Origin of the sequence: Brevibacillus reuszeri (assembly GCF_002897295.1) — a bacterium.
Classification (GTDB): domain Bacteria; phylum Bacillota; class Bacilli; order Brevibacillales; family Brevibacillaceae; genus Brevibacillus; species Brevibacillus reuszeri_A.
On sequence record NZ_BEXF01000017.1, the window covers coordinates 18,071 to 44,743 of the forward strand.

Genomic DNA, 26,673 nt, shown 5'->3' on the forward strand with positions numbered 1-26,673 from the left:
ATGAATGAGAAGGAGCGCCAATTAGAAAAGAGCTGGATCGCGAATGCCGAAGCGTGGACTCAATCTGTACGGCAAAACCAGATTGAAAGTCGCAAGCTTTCGACTGATCAGGCAGTTATTGATGAAATCGTTTCGTTTAACCCGCGTAAAGTGATGGATGTAGGTAGTGGGGAAGGCTGGCTAGCACGAGCTTTACATAGTCGTGGAATGGAAGTAGTCGGGATCGAAGGCAGTGGGGAGCTGGTTCAGGTAGCTCAAGCTGCTGGTGGGGGAAGCTTTCATCAGCTGAGCTACGCGGATTTCTGCCAGAAACCAGCTCAGTTTGGCACTGATTTTGACCTTGCTGTATGCAATTTTTCGCTGCTTTCTGAAGAGATAACTGAGCTGCTGCAGGCACTTTCAACGATCCTAACGGCGCATGGTGTGATCGTCATTCATACGTTGCACCCCTATAACCTAACTGCTGAGGAGCGCTATGAGATCGGGTGGAGAGAAGAATCGTTCACAGGGATGGGGGAAGGCTACAAATCAGCGATGCCTTGGTATTATCGGACGATGAGCGCTTGGCTCAGTGAACTGCCAAAGGCTGGTCTTGAGCTTGTTCGCTGCACAGAGCCTATCCATCCGCGCACAGGAAGACCGCTGTCTTTATTGATTATAGCGAAACCGCAAAGAGACAGCTAACCCACTGACAAGTATGAAAGCGAGGAATTATCCATGGAAAATAATAAAGAAGTGCTAGTACCAGAACTAGACGATCTGTTGTACAAATTCACAGAGCTGTTAACTGGGGAAGCTACTCCAGAGCGTGTCGAAATGGTCAAGGTATGGTGCCTTTATACGCATATGTCCAAAGCAATGCCACCACTCATTCAGCATTGGGCGAGTGAGCCAGACCATCAGGATGCCCGCAATCAGATTCGGGAAATCATTGAACAGATCAAGCAGTGGAATCAGACGAAAAATCAAAAGCACTAATGACTTAGGAAAAACACCAGTCCGACGCTTTGTCATAGACTGGTGTTTTCGCTTTTTCATAGGCTGTAAACTTACAAATAACGGGCGATTACTCGAACTAGCCTGGCAGGAAATTCATGCAGATCGGTAATGTCCAAAAATCTCTCGTTGCCATAGATTTCACTGATGACATCCTTGTCCTGGCCAATGGCAGCTGCCAGAAACGTAATTCCCCTTCGTTCATAGCTGTCTATGGTTTGCTTAATGTCATTCGCGGCAAGGCTTCCGGTATAGACATCCATTGCTCGTGGTTGACCGTCACTAATGCTGATGAGCAGTTTTGTTTGATGCGGCAGGACCGCTAATCTTTCTGCCATGATGCGCAGTGCCATCCCATCGCGATTGTTGCTTCTGGCAGAGATTTTCATCAGTCGGAATCGATCTTGGGCATCTGGCTTGTCAAAGTCCGTATAGGCAAAGATCGACATTTGCTCCAGCTTGGAAACATCTGCTGTATCACCATATATTAGGATGGGGATATCGCACATTTGACAGTATTCGTAGACCGCAATGACTGCTCGCTTAGCTGCTTCCAATCTTCCAAAAGCGGACATGGAGGCTGATTCGTCAACCCGTATTCCAACAGCAAGGGAAGGGGAGTCGGTGGGAGGGCGCTTCTTGGAAAAATACCGATAATCCTTGTAAGCAACGCTGTCTGCTTGAAATTTGCTTCCATAATAATGGTTCCGCGCAAATTCGGAGGATGTTTCATGCTCGAGCAGCGGGAGTGTCCCTCTGGCAATTTCCCGCACAATCGGAATGAGGCCGTTACTTAGTCGAACGTAATGCTGCTGATTTTCCGAATCGTACTCTGGACGATGAACGATCAGCTTCACCTTTTGATGGATGGAATCAGAGACAATCTCTCTTGCTGTCTGGTTCAGCTTCTTACGGAAATCACGTTCTTTTTGCTTCGCTTCCTCTGAGATAGGCTCAGGATTTGTTTGGTGATAGGTGGGAGAGCCGTTCCCGGCAGAATCCGAGCTTTCCATTTTCGCTGTATCATCAGCAGAAAAAGCAGAGCCTTCGTCGCTATCCGCAGACATTTTTAGAATGATCCCGTTTTTCTCTGCGTGGTCGTCTTTGTCAAAAGCAGTATCGTCTATACTTCCCAATGACTTGATCTCGACTTCCTCGTCACGATTTCGTTTTTTTTTTCGTCCACCGTGGCTTCCTCCAAGGCGGCAAACAAACCGTGATTTTTCAGAGCTTCTTCCAAAAGCTTGATTTCTTCACTGTCGGTTGTGATCTTGTAGATGACCTTGTGGTAAAGAGATTCTTTTGCTGAAGCACCTCTGGCGACAGCATCCGTCCAGTAGAAATAAGAGCGCATGCCAGCTACGCCTTTAATCGCATTGGCCCGGGTTGCTTTGTCTAGGGTAATAATGATGTCTGCTAAAACAGCCAATACCTTTTCATCCGTATAACGCGTTTTGGACATCGCTCGTTCCATCATGATTTCTTTCGTCGGCAGGTCCATTTTTTCCGCATGCTGAATCCTGTCGCGTAGCGCTTCGTTAAGTGGTCTTGCCCCGGCATAGCTTCGATTGGCCGTGATGACCGTTATGAAGTCCGGATGCCTGCGGACAATCTCTGTTGGCAGATTGATGCTGCCATCTGACTCCAGCGCAGAGTTGAGCGCCATTAATACGGCGGCATCCCGAATGACGTTTGGTTCTTGTATTTCCAAAAGGTAGCCATACTTATAGGCCCTCACGATTTCGGAAGGGTAGAAGCGATATTCTACCGCCTCGTTTTCCGGTGTCTCCTCAGCGAGCTTCAGCAATTGCTTCATTTTAATGGCGGCAGCCTCATGAGTTATCCCCAGAGCGTCGACCAATATTTCCGTTGCGCTATGAAAACTGTCACTTGCATACAACGTTTTTAAAGCGATTTGGTCTGCACGCTCCAGCCTTTCTAAACGGTCGGAGGAAATGACCGGCAAAATGGCACCGATAATATCGGATTTATCCATATCGGCAAAGCAAGTCACTTTTGTATACGGAAGTCTAAAATTAGCCGACAACGCTTTGGCAAGCTGCGTCTTACCGGAACCCGCGTCACCCTCTAATAAAATGTTGGTGATCTTCATTTCTTTGCGATCCCAGTTGCGTTTTACCTCTGCACTGATCCGTTGTTCTGCCTCACTAACCCTATGCGAGGCAGGCTTTTTCCAGACTAGCTTTTGTTCGTCATCCGTCAGCAGGCGTGCCGGGGACAACACATAATGCTCGTGGTTATTCATAAAAATTTCTCCTATTCGTCATGATGCAGTTCTTTTTTGTGCCGTGCTGCTTTTCTGGGCAATAATCGGCGTCAAGAGCAGCGCCCCGACTACAGTCAAACCTCCGCTGACCATAAATACGGTCATCAGGGAGAAAGCATCCTTCAGGTAGCCGGAGAGGAACATACCGATCACCATCATCCCCATAAAGACGGGAGTAATCGTTCCAGATACACGGCCGATGAATGGCCCTTCGGTGTTTCGTACAATCAGCGTCTGGATTCCACCTTGAATGCAAGGATAAAACAAACCACTGATCACCAAGAAGACAATAGTCACCCAAATGCTCGTAGAGACGCCAATACCGACTGTGCAGACAGAGTTGATGGAAAGACCAATCAAGAGCAAGAGCTGTGGCTTTACCTTTTTGGCTATCCCCATAATGGCGATCCCACCTACCAGCATTGCCGCCCCATTTGTCATCACCAGCCACTGCAGAAATTGTTTGTCTTGACCCAAATTTTCCATGGCAATGAAGATGTGAAGGGGCTGGGTCAGTCCTGCTGCCAATCCGACAGCCGCAAAAGTCATGCTAAGTGTTCGCAAGGATTGATTGTTTTTGATATAACCTAAGCCTGCCTTCATTTCCTGCAAAATGCTGGATGTGTTGCTGGACCGAGGTTCTTCTGTGTCCTGAGGGAGTGTAGATAATACTAGGGATGATCCTAGGAACAGTACGGCAGTCAAAATAAGAGGTACCTCAATGCCAAACTGGATGAAAATAAAGGTTCCGATCACCGGACCCAAAACAGTAAAGACGGCGACAATCGTTTGAGACAGAGCCATCACGCTAGGCAGTTGTTCGCTTGGCAGTTGCCGCTTGTACAGCTTCATGGCTGACGGCTGAGAAAATTGAGACAGACTGGCGGAAACAAACGATCCGATCAGAAGGGCAATCCATCCGCCATTCATAATCGCAAGCAGTACCACTACGACGGACAAAGCAGACAGCAGATCACTCCAGACCATCGTCCGCTTTGGACGCCAACGATCGGCAAAAGTCCCGCCTATGATGGCAAAGAGAAAGATCGGCGCAAATTCGGCAACGGAAATAAGTGAGATCGATACCGGATCATTATTGGTTAATTCTGTTATAAAAAGCAGGACAGCATAATTTCGAATCCAGATTCCAAGCTGCAGCAGCACCCTGGAGATGATAATCGTTCGAACGTAGCGATTGGAAAACAAGCTAATACCCCATTTCTTTTAATAATCTTGACAACGTACGCAGCCTTTCTCCGATTAACTCATCATCATTGATCAGCGCCTGACTAAATCGTTTCATATCTTCGTGAATGTTCTCGTTATCCGTACAAACGGCAACATTGAGGGCAGCTCCCTGCAGGCCGATTCGGTCGAGGACGGGCTTCTCTAAATCATAAAAATGCTCGTAACGATAGGCATCGCGGAAATGGGTCAATGTCCGACAGATCAGAATGGATAAGTCAAGGACTCGATGGAGAGGCAGCACCTCTGAGTGTTCGGATTCATTTTCTTCTGTATTTGTGGATACTTTAGCAGTAACCATGGCACTTCGCAGGCCACCCTCCTGGAACACGCCTAGAGAAAGGCTTTGAGCGTCAGCGCTTCGGGCGAATCGACCATCTACCATATCGTAGTTTTCAGAGATGATAACTGGATTATGATTGCGTGCAGTCATTTTTTTCATTGTATTCATCCTCTCAGTGATTTTTAACAAACGAATTCGTTTTTGGTTTGTTATTTAATAAACATTTTAATTAAATGTCTATAAAAGTCAATGATCAATTTATCTTTTTCATGTGTGAGGTTTTAGCGTTGGACAAATAAAAAAAGGACACAGCCCCGCGTGAAACGGGCTGCGTCCTAACATATTTACTTTACGGCTTCCAGGTAATTTGCTTGGATGCATCGATCAATTCATCCAAAGGAACGCCGTGTGCAGTTATGACTACATAGACAGATTGATTATTTGTTTGTGCATTGAAATGAACGGCATGCTGGACAGCTGAATCTTTTTTGTCATGCTGTTCATACGATACAGCAATCGCTTGCTCTCCATTAATACTAAACAACTGGGTAGCAGAAAACGTACCTGGAATGGATAGACTGCGTTTTCCTTGCGTATTACGCACGACCTCGACCTTAATCCAATCCTTGTTCCGATTATAGTTTGCTGCCAGGTGAGCAACCTTTGTACTCGTTTCCGATTCGTACTGAATGGAAATATCGCTCATCGCAAATCCATTCGTTGTAGTCGGCAATACCGGAACGGGCATATCGGATGCTTGTACAGCGGTATCTACATCTGAAAAGGTAGACAAAGTGATCTGTTGTTTAGCAGCTGGCACAGGTGGACCTACCAGAGCGTTTTCAGTCGAAACGTCCTGTTTTGAATCAGGAACGGTTGCTGCAGTAATTCCGAATGCTTGCTCGCTGCCAGCAATGGATGGGTTGGCATCGGCAGTAGCTCCTGCTGACGGATTGTCGTCTGGGGCAACAGCAGTGGAGCTCTGGCTGTTTGTTTTCGGTTCAGAAGCAGGCTTTTCAGCTCCATTATTGCGAGCCACCATGGGCACTCTGCTTTCTTTATTGGTCGCACGAGTTTCCGGAGGAGCAGCCTTGGACTGTTGATTCTCCATAGCAATCGCCCCTTCTAGTGGGGAAGTGGCAATTTTTGCTTGAGCTGGTGCGGCTGGTGGCGTCTCCTTTGCAATCGCCGTATTTTCCTCTACCGTCGACTGTTTCAGTGATGGCGCTTCGCTTGGCGGTGCACTTTTTTCCACGGCTGACTCTGGAGGTGAAGAAGCAGGTGCATTCGTTACAGGCTGTTCCATAGCCATTTTGTAATTCACTGCGCCATTCGCTGCGGTAGTTGGGCTAGTTTCCAGTTGAGAAGCGCTTTGTATCTGATCGGTTTGAAGCTGTTGATAACCCATGAATCCTACTGCTAACAGAACAGCAGCTGCGCTGACCCAGGCGAATGAAGGGAAGCCTTTTGTCTTGCGCTTGCTGGTAATTGGTGTAGGTGGTTGTAGAGATACCGTTGCGGCATGAGGGGGCAAATTTTGCCCGGCAGTCTCGTAAATTGCCTGCATGATTCTCTCTTCCAGGTTCGCTTGTGGTAAAGGAACCTCTTTCAAGAACTGCACCTCCTCTTCTGTTGTCATTTGTGTTTCAATCCAGACGATGCAATCCTCACAAGTTTCTATGTGGGAGAGCGTTTCGCTATCCGTGTCATCTAGATCTAGCCATGCTTTTCTAAATGCCTGGCAGTTCATGTACGAGCCCCCCTTCCTTGCGGGTTAACAATTTTGCGAGTTCCTGGCGAGCGCGAAGGTAGCGAACGCGGGCGGTAGACTCGGCAATGCCGAGAAGTGTTGCGATTTTTTCGAACGGATATTCATGCGTGCACCGAAGCACGATTACTTCACGATAGGAGTCCGACAGCAAGGCAAACGCCTCTTCGATTTCACGACGCTGTTCTTTATTCATGAGCGATTCCTGCGGAGATTCGTCACGAGTAGTAGATGGTACGTAAGCGAGCTGTTCGTCGGAATCGTGAAATTTCCGTCGGCGTAGGAAGTCGATGCTTTTATTTCGTGCCAGCGTATGTAACCAGGACGAAAATTGACTGTCCCCGCGAAACGTAGAGAGCTTCTCATACGCTTTTACAAAAACTTCCTGAGTAATGTCCTCTGCATCGGAGCGATTGTTCACCATTTTGTAGATAAATACGTAGATCATATGCTGATATCGCTGGATGAGGTCGCGATACCCTTCGATGTCGCCTTGAAGAATCCGCTGAATGATTTCGGCGTCGGATTGCATTGAATCTCCGGCCTCCCTTCCCTCTATGTGACGCTGGTTTTTTTAAAACGTTTCAGACCAGCGCCTCCATCTCTATAATATCGTATGGATAGCCTTGTTCTACGAGAAAAAGCTGGCGATGAAGCGAGAATTCCTGCTCTCTCGTATCACGTGTGACTAATGTATAAAAATGCGCTTTGTTATCGTCTGTCTTAGGGCGAAGGATTCGTCCGAGACGCTGGGCCTCTTCCTGTCTGGAGCCGAATGTACCGGATATTTGAATTGCCACATTGGCGTCCGGTAAATCGACAGCGAAGTTGGCCACCTTTGATACGATCAAGCGCGTGATTTCCCCTTTTTTAAACTGACTATACAGAGCTTCTCTTTCTTTTTCTGGCACTTTTCCTGTTATGAGCGGCAGCTGCAAGGCGGTAGCCATCAGGTCCAGCTGGTCCACATATTGGCCGATGATCAGTACACGATCCTGCGCGTGACGCTCAAGTAATTGGCGAACCACCTCTAGCTTTCGGGGATTCTCAGCAGCAATACGAAATTTTTGCCGGGCACTGGCATGGGCATACGCTTCTCGCCACTTTGCTTCAAAGGGGAGACGAATTTCCTGGCAGCGAGCTTCGGCGATCCAGCCCTGCTCCTCCATTGTTTTCCAAGGAATCTCGTATTTTTTCGGACCGATCAGCGTAAATACATCTTCTTCTCGTCCGTCTTCCCGAACGAGGGTTGCCGTCAGACCGAGGCGACGAGTAGCCTGGATGCCGGAGGTAACGCGAAAAACAGGAGCAGGCAATAAATGAACCTCATCGTAAATAATAAGGCCCCAGTCACGCTCTGAAAAGAGTCTCATATGAGGAAATTCTTCTTCAGCGGCAGGGCGGTAGGTCAAAATTTGATAAGTCGCCACAGTAATGGGTTTTACTTCCTTGCAATCGCCTGTGTACTCGCCAACCATGGCGGGATCAAGTCCAGTCTTGTCCAGTAGCTCTTGTATCCATTGGCGGACTGAGGTGGTGTTGGTGGTTAGAATCAAAGTCGCTGTCTGTAATTGGCAAATCGCTCCCAGGCCGATAACCGTTTTTCCAGCACCACAGGGAAGGACTAGTACGCCACTTCCACCGATTGCCTCTCCGCCTGAATAAAAAGCGCTGACAGCTTCCTCCTGGTACGGACGAAGTGAAAAGGGTCTGCCTTGTGAGCTCACTTCGCGCAGACCAATCGGACAGGCTTCACCCGAGTTGTAGCCTGCAACATCCTGCACGGGGTAGCCTAGCCTGATTAGCTCCTGCTTGATCAAGCCGCGTGCATAGGGCTTCAATTTATACGGTTCGTCAAACAACTCTGCAATTGATTTATAAGAGAAGAGCTCCGCGAGCAGGAGTGGTTCCTCACTGGTTAATACGAGCGTGTCACCTGATCGTTCCAATTTGATCAGACCGTATTTTCGCATCGTCTCAGAAATTTCTTTGACAATGGTCGGCGGGACACCGTATTTGCTGTATGTACCAAGCGTTTCTGACACTCGTTCAGGCTCTATGCCGCTTGCTGCCGCATTCCAAAGTGACAGAGGGGTTATGCGGTACGTGTGAATGTATTCCGGGCTTTTGATGAGCTCAGCAAAACCATGGATGGCTTGTCTTGCTTCGGTAAATAATGGATGCTGCGTTTCCAGTAAAATCGTCCGATCGCTCTGAACGATCATCGGTAGGTCTGGACGGTAAGACAAGAGACTCACCTCATTAAAAAAAGCATAATGAATCAGAACTATGGTATCACAATCACGAAAAGAAAGAAAAACGAACAGGTAACATTCGTCCTGTCGTGGGAAAGAATAACCCAAAGTACCGACGGAAAGGATGAACGCGGGACATGGCAGTATGGGGCAGCTTGTTTAATCTGGTGTTGGTCGTGATCCTCGTCCTCCTCAACGGGTTTTTCGTGGCGACCGAATTTGCGGTTGTAAAGGTGAGGGAATCACGTATTGCGCAGCTGGTGGCAGAAGGGAACCAGAGAGCCGTTCATGTTGAGCAGGTCATATCTAATTTGGATGCGTACCTGTCAGCTTGTCAGCTTGGAATTACCCTTGCTTCACTCGGTCTCGGCTGGTTGGGTGAGCCGGCGATCGCGAAGCTGCTGCATCCAGTTTTTCACTATTTTGGTCTAAACGATACGCTAGTCACGAGCATTTCCTTTATATTGGCTTTTTCGGTTATTACCTTTTTGCATATTGTGTTGGGCGAGTTGGCGCCAAAGACACTGGCGATCCAAAAGACAGAAATGGTGGTGCTTGCGATTGCGAAGCCCATTTCGTTATTTCATAAAGTCATGTACCCGTTTATCGCGCTTCTTAATTGGTCGGCTAGCCGTTTTCTCGCTCTTTTTCATATTTCTATGGAGCCGCACCAGGAAGCACATACAGAGGAAGAGATTCGCATTTTGGTCAATGAGAGTCATAAAAGCGGGTTGATCGACAATACAGAGCTGATGCTGGTTGACAACATCTTTGATTTTTCCGAAACGATGGCTCGTGAGATTATGGTACCGCGTACCGATATGGTCGTTTTGAATGTGCGTGATCCATTTGAAGAAAATGTTAGGCTGGTCCAAAATGGGCGATTCACTCGCTATCCGGTTGTGGACGGAGACAAGGACCATGTGGTTGGCAGCTTGCATATCAAGGATATGCTGACAGGACTACTGGAGGGAGAGAGGAACGATCTCGAGACATTGATGCGCTCGATCTTGACCGTACCAGAAACGATTTCCATTAGCCGTTTGTTAACCATGCTCCAAAAGCAGCGGGGACAAATGGCGATTATTATCGATGAGTATGGGGGAACGGCAGGCCTCGTTACGCTTGAAGATATAATGGAAGAAATTGTAGGAGATATTCAGGATGAATTTGACGATGAACGGCCAGAGGTCGAGCAACGTGATGATCTGCTCTCCCTTGATGGACGAATGCTGCTGGAGGAAGCCAGCGATTATTTGGATATCGACCTGGAGTCGAGCGAGGTGGATACACTGGCCGGCTGGATCTATATGCAAATTGATCATCCGCCGCGCGTGGGAGATGTGGTTCGCTGGGGGAATTACGAGTTTCTGGTGCACGAGGTCGATCATTATCGAATTACGCGGGTAGTGGTAAAAAAACTGGAAGAAAATACGACAAAATTCGAGGAAGAGCAGCAGTGATTCGACAAGCTAGTCTAAAAGAACCAGTCTGGCTTTATTTTCTGGGGAAAACCGCATAATTTATTGAGCAAAAGAACTTTTCAATGCAAAATAATATGCTATAATTGGACACAAGTTGCCTTTGCGCAACACAATACAGCTTGATTGCCAGAGGGCAATCAAAGCAAGCAGAGCCTAGAGGAGGAAGTATAGATGAGACGAGTAGCAACTATGGGACTGGCAGCATTGTTGGCATTTTCATTGGCAGCATGTGGCAACCAAGCAACAGGGGAAAAAACAGAATCGACAGCAGCAAATGCTGGCGCACAGCAGACTGTGAAGCTAGGATTGACGCAATTCGTAGAACATCCGGCGCTGGATGCAATCCATAAAGGGATTTTGGATGGCTTGAAGGAATCCGGTTTTGAAGAGGGCAAGAATCTGGAAGTAGATTCGCAAAACGCCCACGGTGATATGAATAACACTGTCTCCATCGCCCAGAAGTATGCAGGTGATAAAAAGGATATGGTGATTGCGATTGCTACGCCGTCAGCACAAGCAGCAGCGAAGGCGATTTCTGATAAACCCGTGCTTTTCAGTGCCGTAACAGACCCAATCTCGGCTCAACTGGTCAATACACTGGAAAAACCAGACAAAAATGTGACCGGTACGTCAGACAAAGTTTCCATGGAACAACAACTGAAGCTGGTCAAGACCTTTATGCCTGAGCTGAAAAAGCTTGGAGTTATCTACACCACATCCGAGGTCAATTCGGAAGTACAGGTGAAGGACTTGGAGGAAGCAGCCAGCAAAGAAGGCGTAGAAATTGTCAAAGCGGGTATTTCCCAACTGTCAGAGGTACAATTGGCAGCTCAGGGGCTCGTTGGAAAAACAGACGCCATGTTTATCCCGATCGACAATACGGTAGTTTCGTCATTTGAAGCAGTCCTCGGAGTGGCAGAGCAAAACAAGATTCCTGTTTTTGCCTCTGACACAGATACCGTAAAACGCGGCGCTGTTGCCACTTATGGTATTGATTACTATCAAATTGGCAAACAAACAGGGGAAATGGCTGCACGTGTGCTGAAAGGCCAGACTGTAGCAGATACTCCTGTAGAAGTTTCCAAGCAGGCCGACTTATACATCAACGAAACAGCAGCTGCTAAGTTTGGTCTCCCTGTAACTGAGGCACTCAAACAGCAGGCGAAAGAAATCATCAAGTAAAAAGAGAGCTTCATGCTCTCTTTTTATTCTTTTAAAAGTTTTTTAAACGTGGTAAGATTAGAAAAAAATTTTTCAAGGGGGATATTTATCAGATGTTGAAACAGAAAAAAACTAGCAAAATTATTCAGAGTATTTTATTTCCTTTGGTGCTTTTGTCCGTCACAGCGTGTGGCCAGCAGGGTGCTGCTCCAGCAAGCAATCAGCCTGCAGCTCCTGCTACCGAAACAACTGCACCGGCCCCTTCAACTGAAACCAAGCAATTGACGATCGGGATTTCTCAATTTGTAGAACATCCTGCGCTGGATGCTGCCCGTGAAGGCTTCGTCAAGCAACTGGCGAAAAACGGATTTGAAGATGGCAAGCAAGTGAAAATCGATGTGAAATCCGCACAAGCGAGCATGGATACAGCAATCTCTATTGCACAAAAATTTGAGGCAGACAAAGTAGATCTGGTACTTGCAATCGCAACGCCAACTGCTCAAGCTGCCGCTCAAACGAGCAAAGAGATTCCAATTCTCTTTACAGCAGTAACCGACCCAGTAGAAGCAGGTCTCGTCAAAGCGATGGACAAGCCAGGCGCTAACGTAACAGGTACGTCTGACATGAACCCGGTAGAAGAGCAATTGAAGCTCATCAAGGAATTGAAAGCAGATGCAAAATCAGTAGGTGTTATCTATAGCTCCGGCGAAGTGAATTCCAAGGTTCAAGTAGATGCAGCAAAAGCAGTTGCTGACAAGCTTGGTCTGACCATCCGTGAAGCAGCGATTACAAGTGCTACTGAAGTTAAGCAAGCGGCTGAATCAATGGTAGGCAAGGTAGATGCTTTCTATGTACCAACAGACAACATGGTCGTATCCTCCATCGCAGCAGTCCTGGGTGTAGCTGAATCACAAAAAATCCCTGTTATCGCTGGTGAAGAAAACTCTGTGAAGAGCGGAGCGATCGCTACTTACGGTATCGACTACACCAAGCTGGGTGAGCAAACAGCTGATATGGCTACGAAAATCCTGAAGGGTGAAGCGAAGCCTGCGGACATGGCAGTAGAAATGCAAGCAGACATGAAACTCGTATTGAACAAAAAAGCAGCGGAAAAAATGGGAGTGACCATTCCGCAAGCTATGCTCGACCGCGCAGGAGAAGTGGTAGAGTAATAAACGCAGCAACAGGAGGACTTCTTCATGAATTTGGCAATAATGGGAGCAATCGAACAGGGTTTGCTATTCGGTATTTTGGCCCTGGGCGTCTACCTTACCTTCCGCGTACTAAACGTACCTGACTTGACTGTTGACGGTAGCTTTGCCTTGGGCGGCGCTATTGCAGCTAAGTTTATCATTGATGGAACCAATCCGTTTCTGGCCACCCTGCTGGCGTTTGTCGTCGGCGGGTTGGCGGGAGCCTTTACCGGTATTTTGCACACCAAAGGCAAAGTCAACGCATTGTTGGCAGGGATTTTGACTATGATCGCCCTGTACTCAGTGAACCTGAGAATCATGGGCAAAGCCAACCTGCCGCTTTTGCGTGAGGATACACTCTTTACCTTCGTTCAGAATCTGAGCATCCCGAATCTGACAGTCGGTGGAGTGACCCTCATCACCGGAGTTGCCTTGGTATTTTTGATTGGTGTAATGGTCCTCAAGTTTATTATTGACTGGTTCCTTCATACAGACCTTGGACTGGATTTGCGCGCTACAGGTGATAACCCGAAGATGATTCGCAGCTTCGGAGTGAATACCGATACGACGACAATCGTCGGTCTGGCACTGTCTAACGGTCTGGTAGCTGTATCGGGTGCGTGGGTAGCCCAGTACCAGGGCTTTGCAGACGTCGGTATGGGGATCGGTATGATCGTAATTGGTCTTGCTTCTGTTATTGTTGGGGAAGTACTGTTTGGAAGCTCCTCTATTTTCCGCGTCACGCTTGCTGTTATTCTCGGTTCAATCGTGTATCGCCTGGTTATCGCTATGGCGCTCCAAGCAGGCTTGAACCCGTCTGACATGAAGCTGATCACTGCCTTGATCGTTATTATCGCACTGACGGTTCCGACCATTGCCAAGGGCATTTGGAAAAAACCGGCGATGCGCGCGGTGAAGGGAGGAAGCAGCGATGCTTAAAATTTCTGGAGTCAATAAAGTATTTAATGCTGGCACGGTCAACGAAAAGGTAGCACTGCGCAACGTGAATCTCGACGTCAAGCCCGGTGAGTTCATCACCGTGATTGGTAGTAACGGTGCTGGTAAGTCCACGATGATGAACATGATCTCCGGGGGCTTGATCCCGGATAGGGGTACGATTGCAATCGACGGCATAGATGTGACTCGAATGGGTGAGCATCAGCGAGCAGGACTAATCGGTCGTGTATTCCAGGACCCGATGGCAGGTACCGCTCCAAATATGACGATTGAAGAAAATCTGGCCATCGCGCTTAGCCGAGGAAAACGACGCTCGCTTTCCTTCGGTGTCAACAACGATAAGCGAGAGCTGTTCCGAGAGCAGCTGAAGCAACTCGACCAGGGCTTGGAAAACCGTTTGAAAACCAAAGTCGGTTTTCTCTCAGGTGGACAGCGTCAGGCGCTCAGTCTTTTGATGGCTACCTTTACAGAGCCAAAAATCTTGTTGCTGGATGAGCATACGGCTGCACTCGATCCAAAACGTGCGGCACTGATTGTCGATTTGACCGAGAAGGTTGTCAATCAATTTAAGCTTACAACGATCATGGTTACACACAACATGGAACAAGCACTCAACATGGGAAATCGTCTGTTGATGCTACACGATGGCGGCATCATTCTGGATATTCCTGACGAGAAAAAACGCACGATGAAGCCACAGGATTTGCTGCGAGCATTTGAGACCGCTCGCGGTGGAGAAAGCTTAAACGAAGATCGTTTCCTGTTGACGTAAACGTAATCTACTATCAGCCTTCCTGTTTTAACGGGAGGGCTTTTTCTTTGCTTCGAAGATAGGAATGGATTGCCCACGCGCCTACCAGCAAGATTGCCGCCACGATTGTAAACAGCATCGCGCCTCCATAATGAAGCAGTACAAGACTACCTAGGTACGGACCTAAAGAACGGGAAATATCCCAGTGTGTACCTGTTATGGCAAAATATCGCCCTCGCATCGATACAGGGGAGATACGCGTGACAAACGCCAATAGCTGGGTGATTCCGATACTTTCTCCGATCACGAGCAGCACTTGAAGGGCGATGAGCGCAGGAGCACTGTCCAGGAATGCGTAGCCGAGTGCCACTACGAAAAAGCACAGGTAGGAGCCTGCAATCAGCAGACGAGGATTCAGATGCTGTGTCCATTTCACTAGCAAAAATTCAAAGCAGAGCAGCAGTATTCCTTTTACCGATATGAGTAGTGCCAAGGTTTGCAAGTAATTAGGAAGCGTATTTTTCAAATGCAGCTGCAGGTTTGTTTCCGTTTGTGCATAGAACAGGCTGACCGGCAAGGACAGCATCATAATGGCGAGTGCAGGTCGATACGCCTGAAAAGAGCCGGTAGCGGGTTGATCCGTAGCAACAGTCTCGGTGTACTGTGGTAGCGCGGTATTTGGGATTTTCCACAAGACCGCAATCGTGTACAGGAATAGCGAGATAGCCGTAAACAAAAAGGCGAGTGCAGGATCAAACTGATAAATCATGACACCGATCAACGGTCCGATGGCTGCGCCAATGCTATGCGCCGTGTTCAACAGAGCAAAGGCACTTGCCATTTGCGCAGAAGCGATGGTGTCAGCGAGGTGCGCACGACTCACAGGAATGAACAGTGAGCGTCCTGCACCGTTCAACAGGTACAATACAGCAAAGGCAGCCATGGAATCAGCCCATGCCATTCCCAGCATCGCGATGCCTTGTAAAAAGAGCGCAACGAGCATCACAGGCTTGCGCCGGAAGCGGTCGGTTATCCCCCCAGCAACAAGCGTAATGAAGATTTCCGAAAGGGGCTGCAGTCCGATCACGATCATGGTCATCGTAATCGAGCTGCCGATTTTCTCGCTTAAGTACAGGACTAAAAACGGAGCGATCATAGCACTCGACAGCGAAGTGAGCAATTCTCCGAACAGGCGAACCCAAATCACGGGTGGATAGGTTGCGATGAAGCGATGAATCGAGCGTAGAGGGTTGGTCATAGAATGGGTCCTTTCTATCACACTTGCAAATGGACAATTGCAGCATGCCGATTTTTATCAAATTGTACGGTGGCGCAGCGCGGAGAAAAAGCGTACGATTATGGGTAATATTTTTTCATGTTTTTTAGAGTGATGGGTGGTGTTCAAAAAAGTGCAGCTAGTGGAGCAGTACATTCGAATATGTGCAGGCTTTCCCGAAGAAGCTCTGGGTCAGCCGCAAGAAATATCCCTGGCGGAAGTCGCGACCCGTTTGTTTTGTACCCTGCGCAATGCAAACTTGATCGTTAAAAAATTGCAGAAGCAGGGCTGGCTTATTTGGCAGCCAGGAAGAGGCAGAGGGAATCGCTCAGTACTCACTTGTTTGCTGTTGCCAGCAGATGTGGTTTTGAGTGTGGCCAAAGAAATGGTGCAAAAAGGCGAAATCAAAGCATCGCGGGAATTGATCGATCAGTATCAAAGGGAGTGGCCAGCGCTTGCAGCAGGATACTCACTGTGGATGAGCAGTCAGTTTGGACTTCGTGTGACGAGGGAAAAGGAGAATAGTAGAGTCGATACGCTGCGCTTGTTCTTTGATCATCCGTTTCAAGGACTTGATCCGATTCATGTTCTCCTACGCTCACAAACTCATTTGGTCAAGCATTTGTTTGATTGTCTCGTCCGCTTTGATCCAGTCGCGAAGACTGTTGAGCCGCAATTAAGCTTTTATTGGGAGGTAGATGAGACAGGACGGGAGTGGACCTTTTTTCTGCGCAAAGGCGTCTTATTTCATCACGGACGCCAGCTTACGGCAGATGATGTCTGTTTCTCCTTGCAGCGATTACAAGAAGAGCGGTCCAAGCATCGCTGGCTGACGGCCTCCATTTTATCCGCCGTCGCCAAAGACGATCATGTCGTTGTCATTACACTTGATACACCCGATGAGCTCTTTTTAGAGGCGCTCAGTAAAGAATACATGTCCATCGTTCCTCGCGATTACGCCGATCAGATGGGAGCACAGTTTGCGCAGATGCCAGTGGGGACAGGACCTTTTCGCGTTGTGCGCAATGATGATTCGATGCTGGTTTTGGAGGCGTTTCAGCCTTATTTTGGGGGCCGTCCGTTTTTAGATCGGATTGAAATCTGGTGTGTGCCAGAGCTGCCAGAGGACAAGAAAATGGCGAAGGGATTGGACCGTACGCAGCTTCTGCTCCCTGTCACTTCGGGAGATCATAAGCTCGAACAGGATGAAGTATCGTGGAGAGGACTTGCGAGGCAAGAGCACTGCTTTCAATACGTCAGCTTCAATGTCGCAAAAAATGGTCCGTTGCGAAATCATGCCTTTCGTAAATGGCTCGCGGGAATCCTTTTACCGAATGAGCTGTGCGACGACTTGAAGGGAATGAGGGAGCCTGTATTTGCCTGGGGGACAACCGGCCCCTTTCTCGAGCGCAGTGATGAGAGGTGCGAGGATTCTGCTCAAGTGCTAAAGGCATGGAATGGGTTAGGGTATGATGGAGAACTGCTGCAACTGTATACGTATCCTGATCTGGATCATGTGGAAGATGCAGAATGGATTCAAGCAAAATGTAAGGCGCTCGGGGTCAATATCGAGATTGTATATGCGGAGCCAGAGGAGCTAGCGAAGCCAGCTGTTCTTGAGGCAGCGGATCTGGTTGTAGACAGCGCTAATGTAGATGAGCGAAGCGAGCTGTCCTTACGGGAGTTTTTATACGCAGATGCGTTGAGTATCACACATCATCTAAATGAGGAACAAAAAGAAGCAGTGGATCGAATCATGAGATGGATGGGACTAGCCAAAACACGAGAGGAGAGGCAAGCTTTTATGACGAGAATGATAGAATTGCTTGATGAATGGCATACATTTGTTCCGTTGTATTCAAATCGAGTAGAGATGCTTGCACATCCCCGTCTATCAGGAATTAGCCTGGATGCATATGGATGGGTAGACTTTACTCGTGTTTTTGTCAAGACTTAGCGAAAAATGTCACAATTTAGTGTGAAACCGCTTTCCTCTTTCATCGTATAATTACGTAGAGAGATATTCTTATCGATAACATGACATCACCACGTTTGGAGGAGGAAGTGCGCGTTGTTTACAAGAACGGAAAAGGACAAACATATTTTGTTTGCTTCGATTCGATTAATGATATGCGTCGGACATGCAGACGGTTATATAGGAAATAAAGAATTCGATCAAATTCATGATATTGTGAATGCGGAGCATTTTACGTTAAAGGAACGGCAAATTTTGATGGATGATCTGGATTATCCGAAACGTCCAGAAGTGATCGTCGAAGATTTGGTGGACCTCACGCAAAATGAAAAGCTAATCATGATGCGTAAGCTGTACCACATGGCGCTGATTGATCGCAAGCTGTCTGCCATGGAGACGAGGGAAATTGCGAGGATCGCCTCTCTCATCGGTATATCAAAAGAAAAGCAGGCACAAGTAGAAGAATGGATTCGCGAAGGCATCGCTTGGCGCGAGCGTTGGAAGGAAATCGTCGGAGACTAGGGAAGGGCCCCATTTCAATTGGGGTCCTTTCACTTTTTTGGTACAATAGGAAGTGTACAGGAATAGTGAATATGAGAGTATTTGTGCCACGATGAAGGAGGAAACGTATGTTTCGAATCTTAGTTACGAATGACGACGGCATTGATGCACAGGGGATTAGAAGATTAACAGAAGCTTTACTCACCCTGGAAGGCGCAGAAATCTATGTAGTTGCCCCTGTGGAGGAAAAAAGCGGGGTAGGTCATGGTGTGACGTATCGGAGTGCACTGGCTCCAGAGAAGCGCGATTTTTACGGTTTGCCGGTAAAGGCATGGGCGATTAACGGGAATCCCGCCGATTGTGTAAAGTCCGCCTACTATTTGCTGTTTGAAGATGGCCACAAGCCGGATATCGTTTTTTCCGGGATCAATGTCGGGACAAACCTGGGCAGAGATATTTATTACTCAGGAACATGCAGTGGTGCCCGTGAAGCTGTACTGCTCGGAATACCTGGGATTGCCCTTTCCTACGATAACTGGTTCGATCAGGATAACTACGGCGAAGTAGTTGAGATGATACAACCGCTGGTAAAGGAATTTCGTGAAAAGGCACAAAAAAGGGAGCTGCCACAGAATGTTTTCTGGAATATCAACATCCCGCATGTTCCACTAAACAAAATCAAAGGCATTGTGCCTGCAACGCTCTCCATGAATCACTATGAGGACAAATACAGTGAAGAGGCAGAAGGATACTTTTTGACCCGTGAATATCCTGAGGTTATGCCGCTTGCCGAGCCGCTTGATTATGATCTGGTCAAGCATGATTACATCGCGGTCACGCCTGTCCACATTGACGCGACCGATCGGGCTTTTTTGCAGGAAATGGGAGAGTGGTCTTTCGTAAAAGAGTGGGGAAAGCGAGAGGAATAACGGGATGGAGAATGAATTTTTTCCGCAGCTGACACCGGATTCAACCCTGCTTTCTCCTGATGAAAGCACCCAGGGAGAAGTTTTGGACAAGGAAAAATATCATGATCTATACAAACTGGTAGAGGAAGACGGACTCCCGTATTTCACCCGGTTAAACGGACATGGTGAGGTCGAGCTTTATTTGGTATTTGAAACCGTGGATGCCTTTAGTGAGCAAACAAGAGATGCTGTTTCGATCGAATTCAAGACCTATCAAAATAAATTGCTAGCGGTCATTTGGACGCTTACCGATCCTTTGCAGCCGCTTGGCTTTCCGCTTAGCTTTGATATACTCTCAGCAGAGGAAAGATTTATGGCGCTAACGATCCTGCAGCAGCCGTTTACGTATCTTCACTATCTTGCCTATGAAGATGGACAGATGACTCACATCTATTCGGAGGATATTCATTTTTCTACGGATGAATTAGCGCGTACACATGGAATGATACGCTCGCTTTACGACGGCAAACCCGAGTCGATGCCAGAGGCTGCCGAGGTCCGGGAAGAAGATACACAGACGATATCCGCATTGACCTTGCCTGACACTGTGCTTCTGGAAGCTGGCACGGCCTTTGTTTTACAGTACAAAAGGATGCTGGCGGCTCATGGGGAAGAGGAAGCTCAGCACCTTTTGATGAGCACGGTCAAACAAGCCGTTTGGGTGATGCGCAGGCACTCCCGCAGCGAGGTAAGAGATTCCTCCTTTACAGTGTGGGCAGCGGAACGGGACGATCAGTTTCGTTTGGTGGTGACCCCGAGCCTTGCTCATTTGTTTGAGGTGGTACATATGTCAGAGGATGAAGCGAATCCCTTTTCTCGCTTTTTGATGACGCTGCCCGAATTCGTACAAACTGAGGACGCCACTCCGCTTCAGCTTGGAGCCTTTCCGCTTTTGCGCTATGAAAGCGGGCAGCTCTATCATTTGGAGCTGGATGAAACGGTTCAGGAGCATCTCGGCAGCTTGTTTACGCAAGCGTTTCCAGCGGTTCCTAATCCATACATGTGATTGTTGAAACATTGTGAAAAATGTTTTCATAGGAATTTTTTGCGCTTCGATGAAATAAGGGTAAATAAGTCATTTTTCAACAAAGGATACGACAAGGGGGATTTCGAAATTAAGTAGTACAGATAATCCGCTGGGGAGAGGTGACGACGATGTACGCTGTTAAACCCGATGTTTTTCAGGTTGTTTCCGATTGCGCCCACCGTTTTCAAGAGGATATTGAGCAAGTGGCAGGGCGTCACTCGCTTACAATTGAAAGGGGATTTCCAGCTCTGGAACTGCAAGTCCATCCACAATTCCAGGCGTTACTGGAATACACATTGTGGGGAGAGTCAGGCTTAGTCGCCATTCATGGCAAATTAAACGTTCGTGATGATGTCGAGGCACAAACGGATTCATTTTCTATTATGATGAAATTCTCCTTGTCACACGATCCTACGCTGGATATGGAAGCGAAAAAGCAGCGTATTGAAGAAATTTTGTATGGCGAAGTGGACCTTTTCTGGAACATTCCCCCTGCAGGCCACATCGGTCACGTCGAATTGACCATCCGATTTATGTATCAACCCGGTTCAGGCAGGCTCGGTGAATACGTACGCAGTGTACTGGGCATCGTAACCGGAAAGATGCTCGCTGCTTAAAAGAAGCAATGGAAGAATGGCTCTCCGATCAGGGAGGGCTATTTGTTTTCGTTTAGGTAGCATTTGTCCAAAAGAGGATAGGTGATTGACTCATGCGTTTATTCGTAGCGTTAGACATACCACAAGAAGCGGCAGCGTACATGGCTGACATACAGTCGAGACTCAAGCAGGAAATCAGCGTGAGACGCTGGCAGCCTTTGCATAACTTGCATTTGACCCTGCATTTTTTAGGTGATGTCAAAGAAGATCTTGTGCCCGCGATATGCGAGGATATGGATATTGTCAGTGCAATTATCAATCCGTTCACCTTGCGCGTCGGAGGGTTTGGCGCTTTTCCGCATGCGGATAAACCGCGAGTATTGTGGCTCGGGCTGCGCGGCCAGGTAAGCTCGCTAAAGCAACTGCATCTTTTGCTGGGAAAACGGTTTGATTTGCATCAGGGCTTAGCCTATGATCGAAAACGCTATCGTCCACATGTTACCCTGGCGCACGGACCAGAAGAGCAGGAAAACGGATTGCCACTCGATGAATGGAATGACAGATATCTGGCATTGGAACCTCCACAGTGGAAGGCGAGGAATGTGCATCTGTACCGGTCCGAGCTGTTGCCGACAGGAGCGGTACATACGATTATACATACGAGCACGTTTGATAAAGATCACAGCAAAAAACAAGCGGTACCTGAATAGAATATGAAGAGTGATTAGGGAAAGCCTTCCAGAAAGCGGTGGAAAACGAATGGGTGAGTTCACGACCGGCATTCTTTATCCACGCAAATACGAACCGAAAGTACTGATTGCCTTGTCCAAGATCGATCAGTCATACTTCCACAGAAACGTCAACGGCGACTGGAACGCTTTTTTCCTGCAGGATGAGTGGCTGCAAACCTCATCGACCGTCCAATTTTTATTGCAGCTGTCGAAGCACTACGTGCCGCTCCTATGGTTTCATGATGCGGAAGACAACGGCTGGGGCTTTCGGTTGTTCGATGCCGGCTATGAAGTATCCTCTGCAACGATTAGCTACTCACTTGACGTCGAGATGGCAGAGGAGGAATTTGGTCGGCTCTATCCGGATGTAAACCTGCAGGAAAGGATTACAGACAGCGAGGACGTTCGCCAAAAGTATGAGGACATATTGGATCGGGTTGTGCGTTCGGAGTTGTATCGGCGAGAGATTGGGAAAGGGATTACCCGAATCAGGCCGCAATCCTTTAACCGGATCACGGGACCAAAACAGGTGCAACAACTGCGCTCGCTCTTTGACTTGCAGCTATTGACTGACGTGGATGACGAGACCGGGGCTTCTTTGTTATACGACTCAGTAGACCTGTTTAAGGAGATTCTGGGAATCGAAGAAATGGTATGGGTCAATTACGCATATTTGGCGAGTGGTGGAAGGGAGTGAGAAGTGAGGAAAAGGGCGGGAAAAGCTCCCGCCCTTTTTAACGTGTAGGAAATCGTGAGCGTGCCGCTTATGATTTCGTAGAGCATAATAACCAACCCATAAAACGCGGTCGCCCATCTTTGAAAAGTCCTCGATAGAGGTTTTTTTATTTTGGTTTAATAGATCCGTACTGTGGTGCCTTCCACTGACATACCTTGAACGAGTTCAAGACCATTTTCAAAGACAATCGGAATTGATTTGGCTGCAAGCAGCTCAGACCCATTGGAGACTTGAAAATGCAGATGGGGCTCACTTGAGTTGCCAGAGTTGCCACACAATCCGATGACATCACCAGCTTGTACATAATCCCCTGGACCAACTGCGATGGAGTGGTATTGTAAATGGGCGAGCAGACTGAACTCGTGATGCCCATGATCAATTTCCACATAGTTTCCCGCTGGCTGCTCTTCGTTTCTCACTCCGACTGGCGCATTGTCAGGGATGTCGTCTACCACACGGACGATTCTGCCTGCACACGGTGCTAAAATAGGTTTACCGTATGCGAAATAGCTTTCATTGAGGAGTGGATCTCCTGTTGCAGAACGGCCATGGTCCAGGATGATAAAATCAAAGGCGTAGCGCTGATTTTCATAGGCGTAATGATAATTAATCAGCTCATTTTTCCCACCCCAATAGGTGAACCACCTCCCATGAAAGGGGAGACGATAACGAAAATGGCTCTTTGCCTGGTCTGTTGCCGGATGTTCGGTTAGGTGAGTCAGACGAAGCCCGATAATCGTACCTGACGTATCTATGGCTGCTGACAAGCCTTTTTGATTATTGTCTGTGATCCAGACGTAGCGCACAATCCCGCCGATAGAAACGACGGAAGCAGGCTCGGATTGATAGTGGATGATATCGTGATGAAACGCAGAAGCATAGGAACAAAACTCCTCCTTGCTCACTTCTTCGCGAAAAGCGATACTGCACGCTTCATAGAGCAGTTCAAATTGTCCAGATGTACATGCAAGCGGAATACGCTCAGCAATCGCGGAAATATCGCAGGTGGTCACAGCAAATCACACTCCGAGTCCAAATAAGTACAATCATATAGTACGGATGGCACGGCAGGGAGGTTTCTTGGACGAAAAAGCCCAGAACCATTGATGGTCTGGGCTAGACGGGCAAACGAGTATTATTTTTTCCACTGTCCAAAAATTTCATCCACATCCAAAAGCATGATCAGCTTGTCATTCATACGGGCAATCCCTTGCAAATACTTGCCGTCCACACCCGCGATGATCGGCGGTGCGGGTTCAATCAGCTTTTGGGGAATATTCAAGACCTCTGACACAGCTTCCACGATAATTCCGATACCCAGCCCTTCTAATTGCAAATCGACGAAGCGTGTATCATCTGTTTCAGGTGTTGCCTCCAACCCGAACATCTTCGGCAGGTTGATGATCGGCAAAATCCGTCCGCGCAGATCAATAACCCCTTCCACATAAAGCGGTGATTTTGGAAAGCGAGTTACTGGCAAAGGCTTGATAATTTCACGTACTAACGAGATGGGAAGTCCGTAATACTCATTCCCCATTTTGAACAAAATGGATTGGGCGGTCGTTCCTTCTGTATCCCATTCCGCTGCATTGCTTCGTTGTGTCAGTTCCATACAAACATTCCTCCCCGGACCACTTTCCATTCTTTACCCATATTGTACCATGGACAAACCTATCCAGTGAGGTTTTTCTTGTGCGAGCTCCGTCATCTGTCCCAGTACCGATGGCCCGTTCGAGAGTCGAGGCATGAAAAGTAAGACGAACCAATTTTCCTTTGAAGAAAAAGCCATAATAGAAAATAGACCGACAAGTCCTGCCTGTCAGTCTGCTCATTTAGAGCCTAATTTCCTCAAATCAAAAGTCTACGGCTCACGCAAATCGTTCAGCGAAATACCTTGCTCCAGGGCAAAGTCAAAATCATCCACATCGTAAAATTGAACGGGCACAATATATTCCAAAATCCGATCCTGGTAGTCTGGCTGATCGGTAATCAGCGGAACTTCAAATCGTATCGATGTAAGCAGAAGCTGGGTTTCAACAGGATCAAAAATCTCTCCCCACATTGCGTTATCCTCGACTTTGATGATCGTCAAGGTAACACCATTTGGAAAGGTGAATGGCACCTTGGACCAAGGGGCAATTAATCCTTTTTCCAGTCGCTTGCGATTGAAAGGATCGGAAAAAAACTGACTCATTTCCTGCATGACCCGGCGCACGTACTGATCGTCGCCGGAGTAGGGCATGATAGGTTCTGGGCTTTGGATAAATTCGTCCAATTCATAGATTGTCGACGCGGGTATCAGGTATTCTACTGGTTGCGATGGCGCCATCAACTCCCCGTAGATAGCCAGCATAATCGCTTCTATAACGAATTGTTTCGACATTTCGACAACCCTCCTCGTTACCATCATACTGAAATCCTCGATGGACAACAACCCCGGACAAAAAGGGGAGTGCAGGGCACGTATTCCATTTTCCACCAAAAAGGCACAGCTGACAGCAGAAGAGGAAGTAGGAGGGTGCATGACTTGCTGGAATCGACATTTTTCTCATCGCTATTACTCATCATTACAATTAATATCGTGCTTAGCGGGGACAATGCGGTGGTTATCGCAGTAGCATGTCGCAAGCTGCAGCCTGTGCAACGCAAAAAAGCAATTTTATGGGGGACGTTTCTCGCCGTTATCGTCAGGGTAATAGCTACGATCCTTGCTGTTTATTTGCTACAAATCCCGTACCTGTATCTCGTGGGGGGCGTTATTCTTTTATGGATCAGCTACAAGCTGCTGCGGGATGAAGAGGATAGTGAACAAATAGATGCAAGCGACGATCTCGTCCAAGCTGTCAAAACCATCGTTGTCGCTGATGTGATGATGGGGCTTGATAACGTTCTGGCTATTGCCGGTGCAGCAAAAGGGAGCATCCTCTTGATCGTGCTAGGTCTATTGATCAGCATTCCACTCATGATTTTTGGCAGTCAGCTCATTTTAAAAGCGATGGAGCGGTTTCAGTGGCTCGTCTACGTGGGGGCTGCTGTACTTGCGCTGGCTGCAGCTAATATGATCGTGACAGAGAGAGTTGTATCTGATTGGATCGCGGGCAAAGGCTGGCTTGAGGCGAGTATAAAGATTGCGATTGTCGCTCTCGTCTTGATACTGGGGCTGTGGCAGCGTACACATACGGGTGAAAAAGAGCAGCAAAGCGAGCGCTGATGATTACAACGATTTTACGATAGTAACCGACACCCATTCTTTGTCATACAGATTGATCTCGTAAGGGGAGGCCACTGGCGATCCGTCCTCCTCTTGCAGGATTCGAATGATGGGCCTATTGACGGCAAGCGGGTTTACATTGGAAATGACACCAATGTGACCTGTGCTTAAAAGGACAGTGGTCGCGATTGGATAGATAGCGACGTGCTGGAGAAAGATCTTGAGCAGATCAATATCAAAATAAGTATTCCCCGAAGCAAACAAAAATTCAGTGGCATCGCTAGGCGAGTAGCTTTTGCGAAAAGGACGGGGAGAAATCAGCGCATCGTAAACGTCTGCGATGGCGACGATGCGTGCATACTCATGGATATTTTTTTCACAGAGCTGTCTGGGGTAGCCCGTTCCGTTGTAGCGCTCATGATGCTGCAGGGCACAGTGAGCAGAGACGACAGAAATATTGTGCTGATTCCGCAAAATGTTGAAGCCATCCTCGGTATGGTATTGAATGCGCTGACGCTCTTCCTGTGACAGCTCGGTTCGCATCGTCCACAGCTCCTTTGGAACCTGTGTCATCCCGATATCGAACAAAAGAGCTCCAATACCTAGCTCCATCATTTGACTTTGGTTATAGCCCTTTGCGAGTCCCACTACGCCAGCCAGTACGGCTACGTTGACAGCGTGGTGAAAAAAATAACCATCCAATACGTGGAGGTTGGACAGATTGACCATGACATCTCTGCGGCCGCTGAGATCGGTTAAAATTTCTCGAAATACCTTTTGAAAGCTGCTGCCAAAGTCAGGAACGGATGTGCGCCCTTTTATATGGGGCTGATCCATTAATGTCGTCATCGTCTTGTAAACCGTATCTACTGCATCTTTCCGCGTCTCATCGCGAATGACATCTTCAGGAATGATATCGTCGGTGTGCTTATCCTGAACGTAGAGGGTATCAATCCCTAAACGAACAAGCCGTTCAATGTAACGGGCTGTCAATTCCACCCCATGACCCAAGAGGACGTTTCCATTTTCCAGGAACACGCTTTTGGCTATTACATCTCCCGGCTTGACCGAGGTAATATGCAGTTTTCTCACAACGAAAGACCCCTGTCCTTTTGTGTTTTAATGTGAATAGTCCTACTTTTCTGGTTAGTTGTCCTAGTGCAAATATATCACAAAAAAAGGAAGGAGACTACCTTTGACTCATTCTTTCAAAAAATATTTTAACGAATAATAATTTATATGCGGTTATGCAGATGCCTGCATAGAGGCTTC

The 26,673-nt window shown here is 47.7% G+C and carries 27 protein-coding genes; 15 read left to right on the top strand and 12 right to left on the bottom strand.

Going from position 1 to position 26,673, the window contains the following annotated elements; all coding sequences use genetic code 11:
* A complete protein-coding gene (locus C3B52_RS23275) occupies positions 1-684 on the top strand; it encodes a class I SAM-dependent methyltransferase (protein WP_103108778.1) in 684 nt (227 codons plus the stop codon).
* A 33-nt stretch (positions 685-717) separates the two neighbouring features.
* Positions 718-978: a YusU family protein gene (locus tag C3B52_RS23280; protein WP_103108779.1), complete on the top strand. Its 261-nt coding sequence runs from the start codon at positions 718-720 to the stop codon at positions 976-978.
* Positions 979-1,049: 71 nt separating this feature from the next.
* On the opposite strand, the gene C3B52_RS23285 is transcribed toward C3B52_RS23280, so the two are convergent.
* From C3B52_RS23285 to C3B52_RS23315, 7 genes are all read right to left on the bottom strand, one after another.
* Positions 1,050-2,132, bottom strand: a complete 1,083-nt coding sequence (locus C3B52_RS23285) for a vWA domain-containing protein (RefSeq protein WP_441299880.1) — start codon at positions 2,130-2,132, stop codon at positions 1,050-1,052.
* The gene (locus tag C3B52_RS23290) at positions 2,120-3,262 is read right to left on the bottom strand and encodes an AAA family ATPase (protein WP_103108780.1); all 1,143 of its coding nucleotides are present in this window, start codon (positions 3,260-3,262) and stop codon (positions 2,120-2,122) included. Before C3B52_RS23290 ends, C3B52_RS23285 begins: the two co-directional genes overlap by 13 nt.
* An 18-nt stretch (positions 3,263-3,280) precedes the next feature.
* Positions 3,281-4,489, bottom strand: a complete 1,209-nt coding sequence (locus tag C3B52_RS23295; RefSeq protein ID WP_103108781.1) for an MFS transporter — start codon at positions 4,487-4,489, stop codon at positions 3,281-3,283.
* 1 nt (position 4,490) lies between these two features.
* Entirely contained in the window at positions 4,491-4,970 is a 480-nt protein-coding gene (locus tag C3B52_RS23300) for a DUF6530 family protein (protein ID WP_103108782.1), read from the bottom strand.
* Positions 4,971-5,160: 190 nt separating this feature from the next.
* Positions 5,161-6,561: a hypothetical protein gene (locus C3B52_RS23305; RefSeq protein ID WP_103108783.1), complete on the bottom strand. Its 1,401-nt coding sequence runs from the start codon at positions 6,559-6,561 to the stop codon at positions 5,161-5,163.
* The gene (locus C3B52_RS23310) at positions 6,542-7,111 is read right to left on the bottom strand and encodes an RNA polymerase sigma factor (RefSeq protein WP_103108784.1); all 570 of its coding nucleotides are present in this window, start codon (positions 7,109-7,111) and stop codon (positions 6,542-6,544) included. Before C3B52_RS23310 ends, C3B52_RS23305 begins: the two co-directional genes overlap by 20 nt.
* A 52-nt stretch (positions 7,112-7,163) precedes the next feature.
* On the bottom strand, positions 7,164-8,828 hold the full coding sequence (locus tag C3B52_RS23315) for a DNA repair helicase XPB (protein ID WP_164684888.1): 1,665 nt from the start codon (positions 8,826-8,828) through the stop codon (positions 7,164-7,166).
* 143 nt (positions 8,829-8,971) lie between these two features.
* Here C3B52_RS23315 and C3B52_RS23320 point away from each other — a divergent pair, with 143 nt between their 5' ends.
* The 5 genes from C3B52_RS23320 (at position 8,972) to C3B52_RS23340 (ending at position 14,401) form a co-directional block, all read left to right on the top strand.
* Positions 8,972-10,297, top strand: a complete 1,326-nt coding sequence (locus tag C3B52_RS23320) for a hemolysin family protein (RefSeq protein ID WP_103108785.1) — start codon at positions 8,972-8,974, stop codon at positions 10,295-10,297.
* 192 nt (positions 10,298-10,489) lie between these two features.
* Positions 10,490-11,500 (top strand): ABC transporter substrate-binding protein, encoded by a 1,011-nt coding sequence (locus C3B52_RS23325; protein ID WP_103108786.1) that lies wholly within the window; start codon positions 10,490-10,492, stop codon positions 11,498-11,500.
* Positions 11,501-11,592: 92 nt separating this feature from the next.
* Positions 11,593-12,651 carry an ABC transporter substrate-binding protein gene (locus C3B52_RS23330; protein WP_103108787.1) on the top strand — a complete coding sequence of 353 codons (1,059 nt, stop codon included), beginning with the start codon at positions 11,593-11,595 and terminating at the stop codon, positions 12,649-12,651.
* Between the two features lie 27 nt (positions 12,652-12,678).
* Positions 12,679-13,611: an ABC transporter permease gene (locus tag C3B52_RS23335; protein WP_103108788.1), complete on the top strand. Its 933-nt coding sequence runs from the start codon at positions 12,679-12,681 to the stop codon at positions 13,609-13,611.
* Positions 13,604-14,401 carry an ABC transporter ATP-binding protein gene (locus C3B52_RS23340; RefSeq protein ID WP_103108789.1) on the top strand — a complete coding sequence of 266 codons (798 nt, stop codon included), beginning with the start codon at positions 13,604-13,606 and terminating at the stop codon, positions 14,399-14,401. Before C3B52_RS23335 ends, C3B52_RS23340 begins: the two co-directional genes overlap by 8 nt.
* Positions 14,402-14,414: 13 nt before the next feature.
* Here C3B52_RS23340 and C3B52_RS23345 read toward each other — a convergent pair whose 3' ends face one another.
* On the bottom strand, positions 14,415-15,638 hold the full coding sequence (locus C3B52_RS23345) for an MDR family MFS transporter (RefSeq protein ID WP_103108790.1): 1,224 nt from the start codon (positions 15,636-15,638) through the stop codon (positions 14,415-14,417).
* A 139-nt stretch (positions 15,639-15,777) separates the two neighbouring features.
* On the opposite strand from C3B52_RS23345, the gene C3B52_RS23350 reads away from it, so the two are divergent.
* The 7 genes from C3B52_RS23350 (at position 15,778) to C3B52_RS23380 (ending at position 22,151) form a co-directional block, all read left to right on the top strand.
* Entirely contained in the window at positions 15,778-17,613 is a 1,836-nt protein-coding gene (locus C3B52_RS23350) for an SgrR family transcriptional regulator (RefSeq protein ID WP_235615832.1), read from the top strand.
* A 114-nt stretch (positions 17,614-17,727) separates the two neighbouring features.
* Positions 17,728-18,153 carry a TerB family tellurite resistance protein gene (locus tag C3B52_RS23355; protein ID WP_103108791.1) on the top strand — a complete coding sequence of 142 codons (426 nt, stop codon included), beginning with the start codon at positions 17,728-17,730 and terminating at the stop codon, positions 18,151-18,153.
* Between the two features lie 107 nt (positions 18,154-18,260).
* Complete coding sequence (gene surE, locus C3B52_RS23360; RefSeq protein WP_103108792.1) at positions 18,261-19,061, top strand: 5'/3'-nucleotidase SurE; 801 nt, start codon at positions 18,261-18,263, stop codon at positions 19,059-19,061.
* A gap of 4 nt (positions 19,062-19,065) precedes the next feature.
* Positions 19,066-20,106, top strand: a complete 1,041-nt coding sequence (locus C3B52_RS23365) for a hypothetical protein (protein ID WP_103108793.1) — start codon at positions 19,066-19,068, stop codon at positions 20,104-20,106.
* Positions 20,107-20,255: 149 nt separating this feature from the next.
* Positions 20,256-20,744, top strand: coding sequence for a hypothetical protein (locus tag C3B52_RS23370; protein WP_103108794.1), 489 nt, complete (start codon positions 20,256-20,258; stop codon positions 20,742-20,744).
* A 92-nt stretch (positions 20,745-20,836) separates the two neighbouring features.
* Positions 20,837-21,433, top strand: coding sequence for an RNA 2',3'-cyclic phosphodiesterase (thpR, locus tag C3B52_RS23375; RefSeq protein WP_103108795.1), 597 nt, complete (start codon positions 20,837-20,839; stop codon positions 21,431-21,433).
* 49 nt (positions 21,434-21,482) lie between these two features.
* Positions 21,483-22,151 (top strand): hypothetical protein, encoded by a 669-nt coding sequence (locus C3B52_RS23380; protein ID WP_103108796.1) that lies wholly within the window; start codon positions 21,483-21,485, stop codon positions 22,149-22,151.
* A 155-nt stretch (positions 22,152-22,306) separates the two neighbouring features.
* Here the strand turns inward: C3B52_RS23380 and C3B52_RS23385 are convergent, their stop codons facing one another.
* From C3B52_RS23385 to C3B52_RS23395, 3 genes are all read right to left on the bottom strand, one after another.
* Positions 22,307-23,203 (bottom strand): M23 family metallopeptidase, encoded by an 897-nt coding sequence (locus tag C3B52_RS23385; protein WP_103108797.1) that lies wholly within the window; start codon positions 23,201-23,203, stop codon positions 22,307-22,309.
* A gap of 122 nt (positions 23,204-23,325) precedes the next feature.
* Entirely contained in the window at positions 23,326-23,802 is a 477-nt protein-coding gene (locus tag C3B52_RS23390) for a chemotaxis protein CheW (protein WP_103108798.1), read from the bottom strand.
* 249 nt (positions 23,803-24,051) lie between these two features.
* Positions 24,052-24,573: an ADP-heptose synthase gene (locus C3B52_RS23395; protein ID WP_103108799.1), complete on the bottom strand. Its 522-nt coding sequence runs from the start codon at positions 24,571-24,573 to the stop codon at positions 24,052-24,054.
* 135 nt (positions 24,574-24,708) lie between these two features.
* Here C3B52_RS23395 and C3B52_RS23400 point away from each other — a divergent pair, with 135 nt between their 5' ends.
* Positions 24,709-25,401 (top strand): TerC family protein, encoded by a 693-nt coding sequence (locus tag C3B52_RS23400; RefSeq protein WP_103108800.1) that lies wholly within the window; start codon positions 24,709-24,711, stop codon positions 25,399-25,401.
* Positions 25,402-25,404: 3 nt separating this feature from the next.
* On the opposite strand, the gene C3B52_RS23405 is transcribed toward C3B52_RS23400, so the two are convergent.
* On the bottom strand, positions 25,405-26,493 hold the full coding sequence (locus C3B52_RS23405) for an HD-GYP domain-containing protein (RefSeq protein ID WP_103108801.1): 1,089 nt from the start codon (positions 26,491-26,493) through the stop codon (positions 25,405-25,407).
* Between the last annotated feature and the right edge of the window lie 180 nt (positions 26,494-26,673).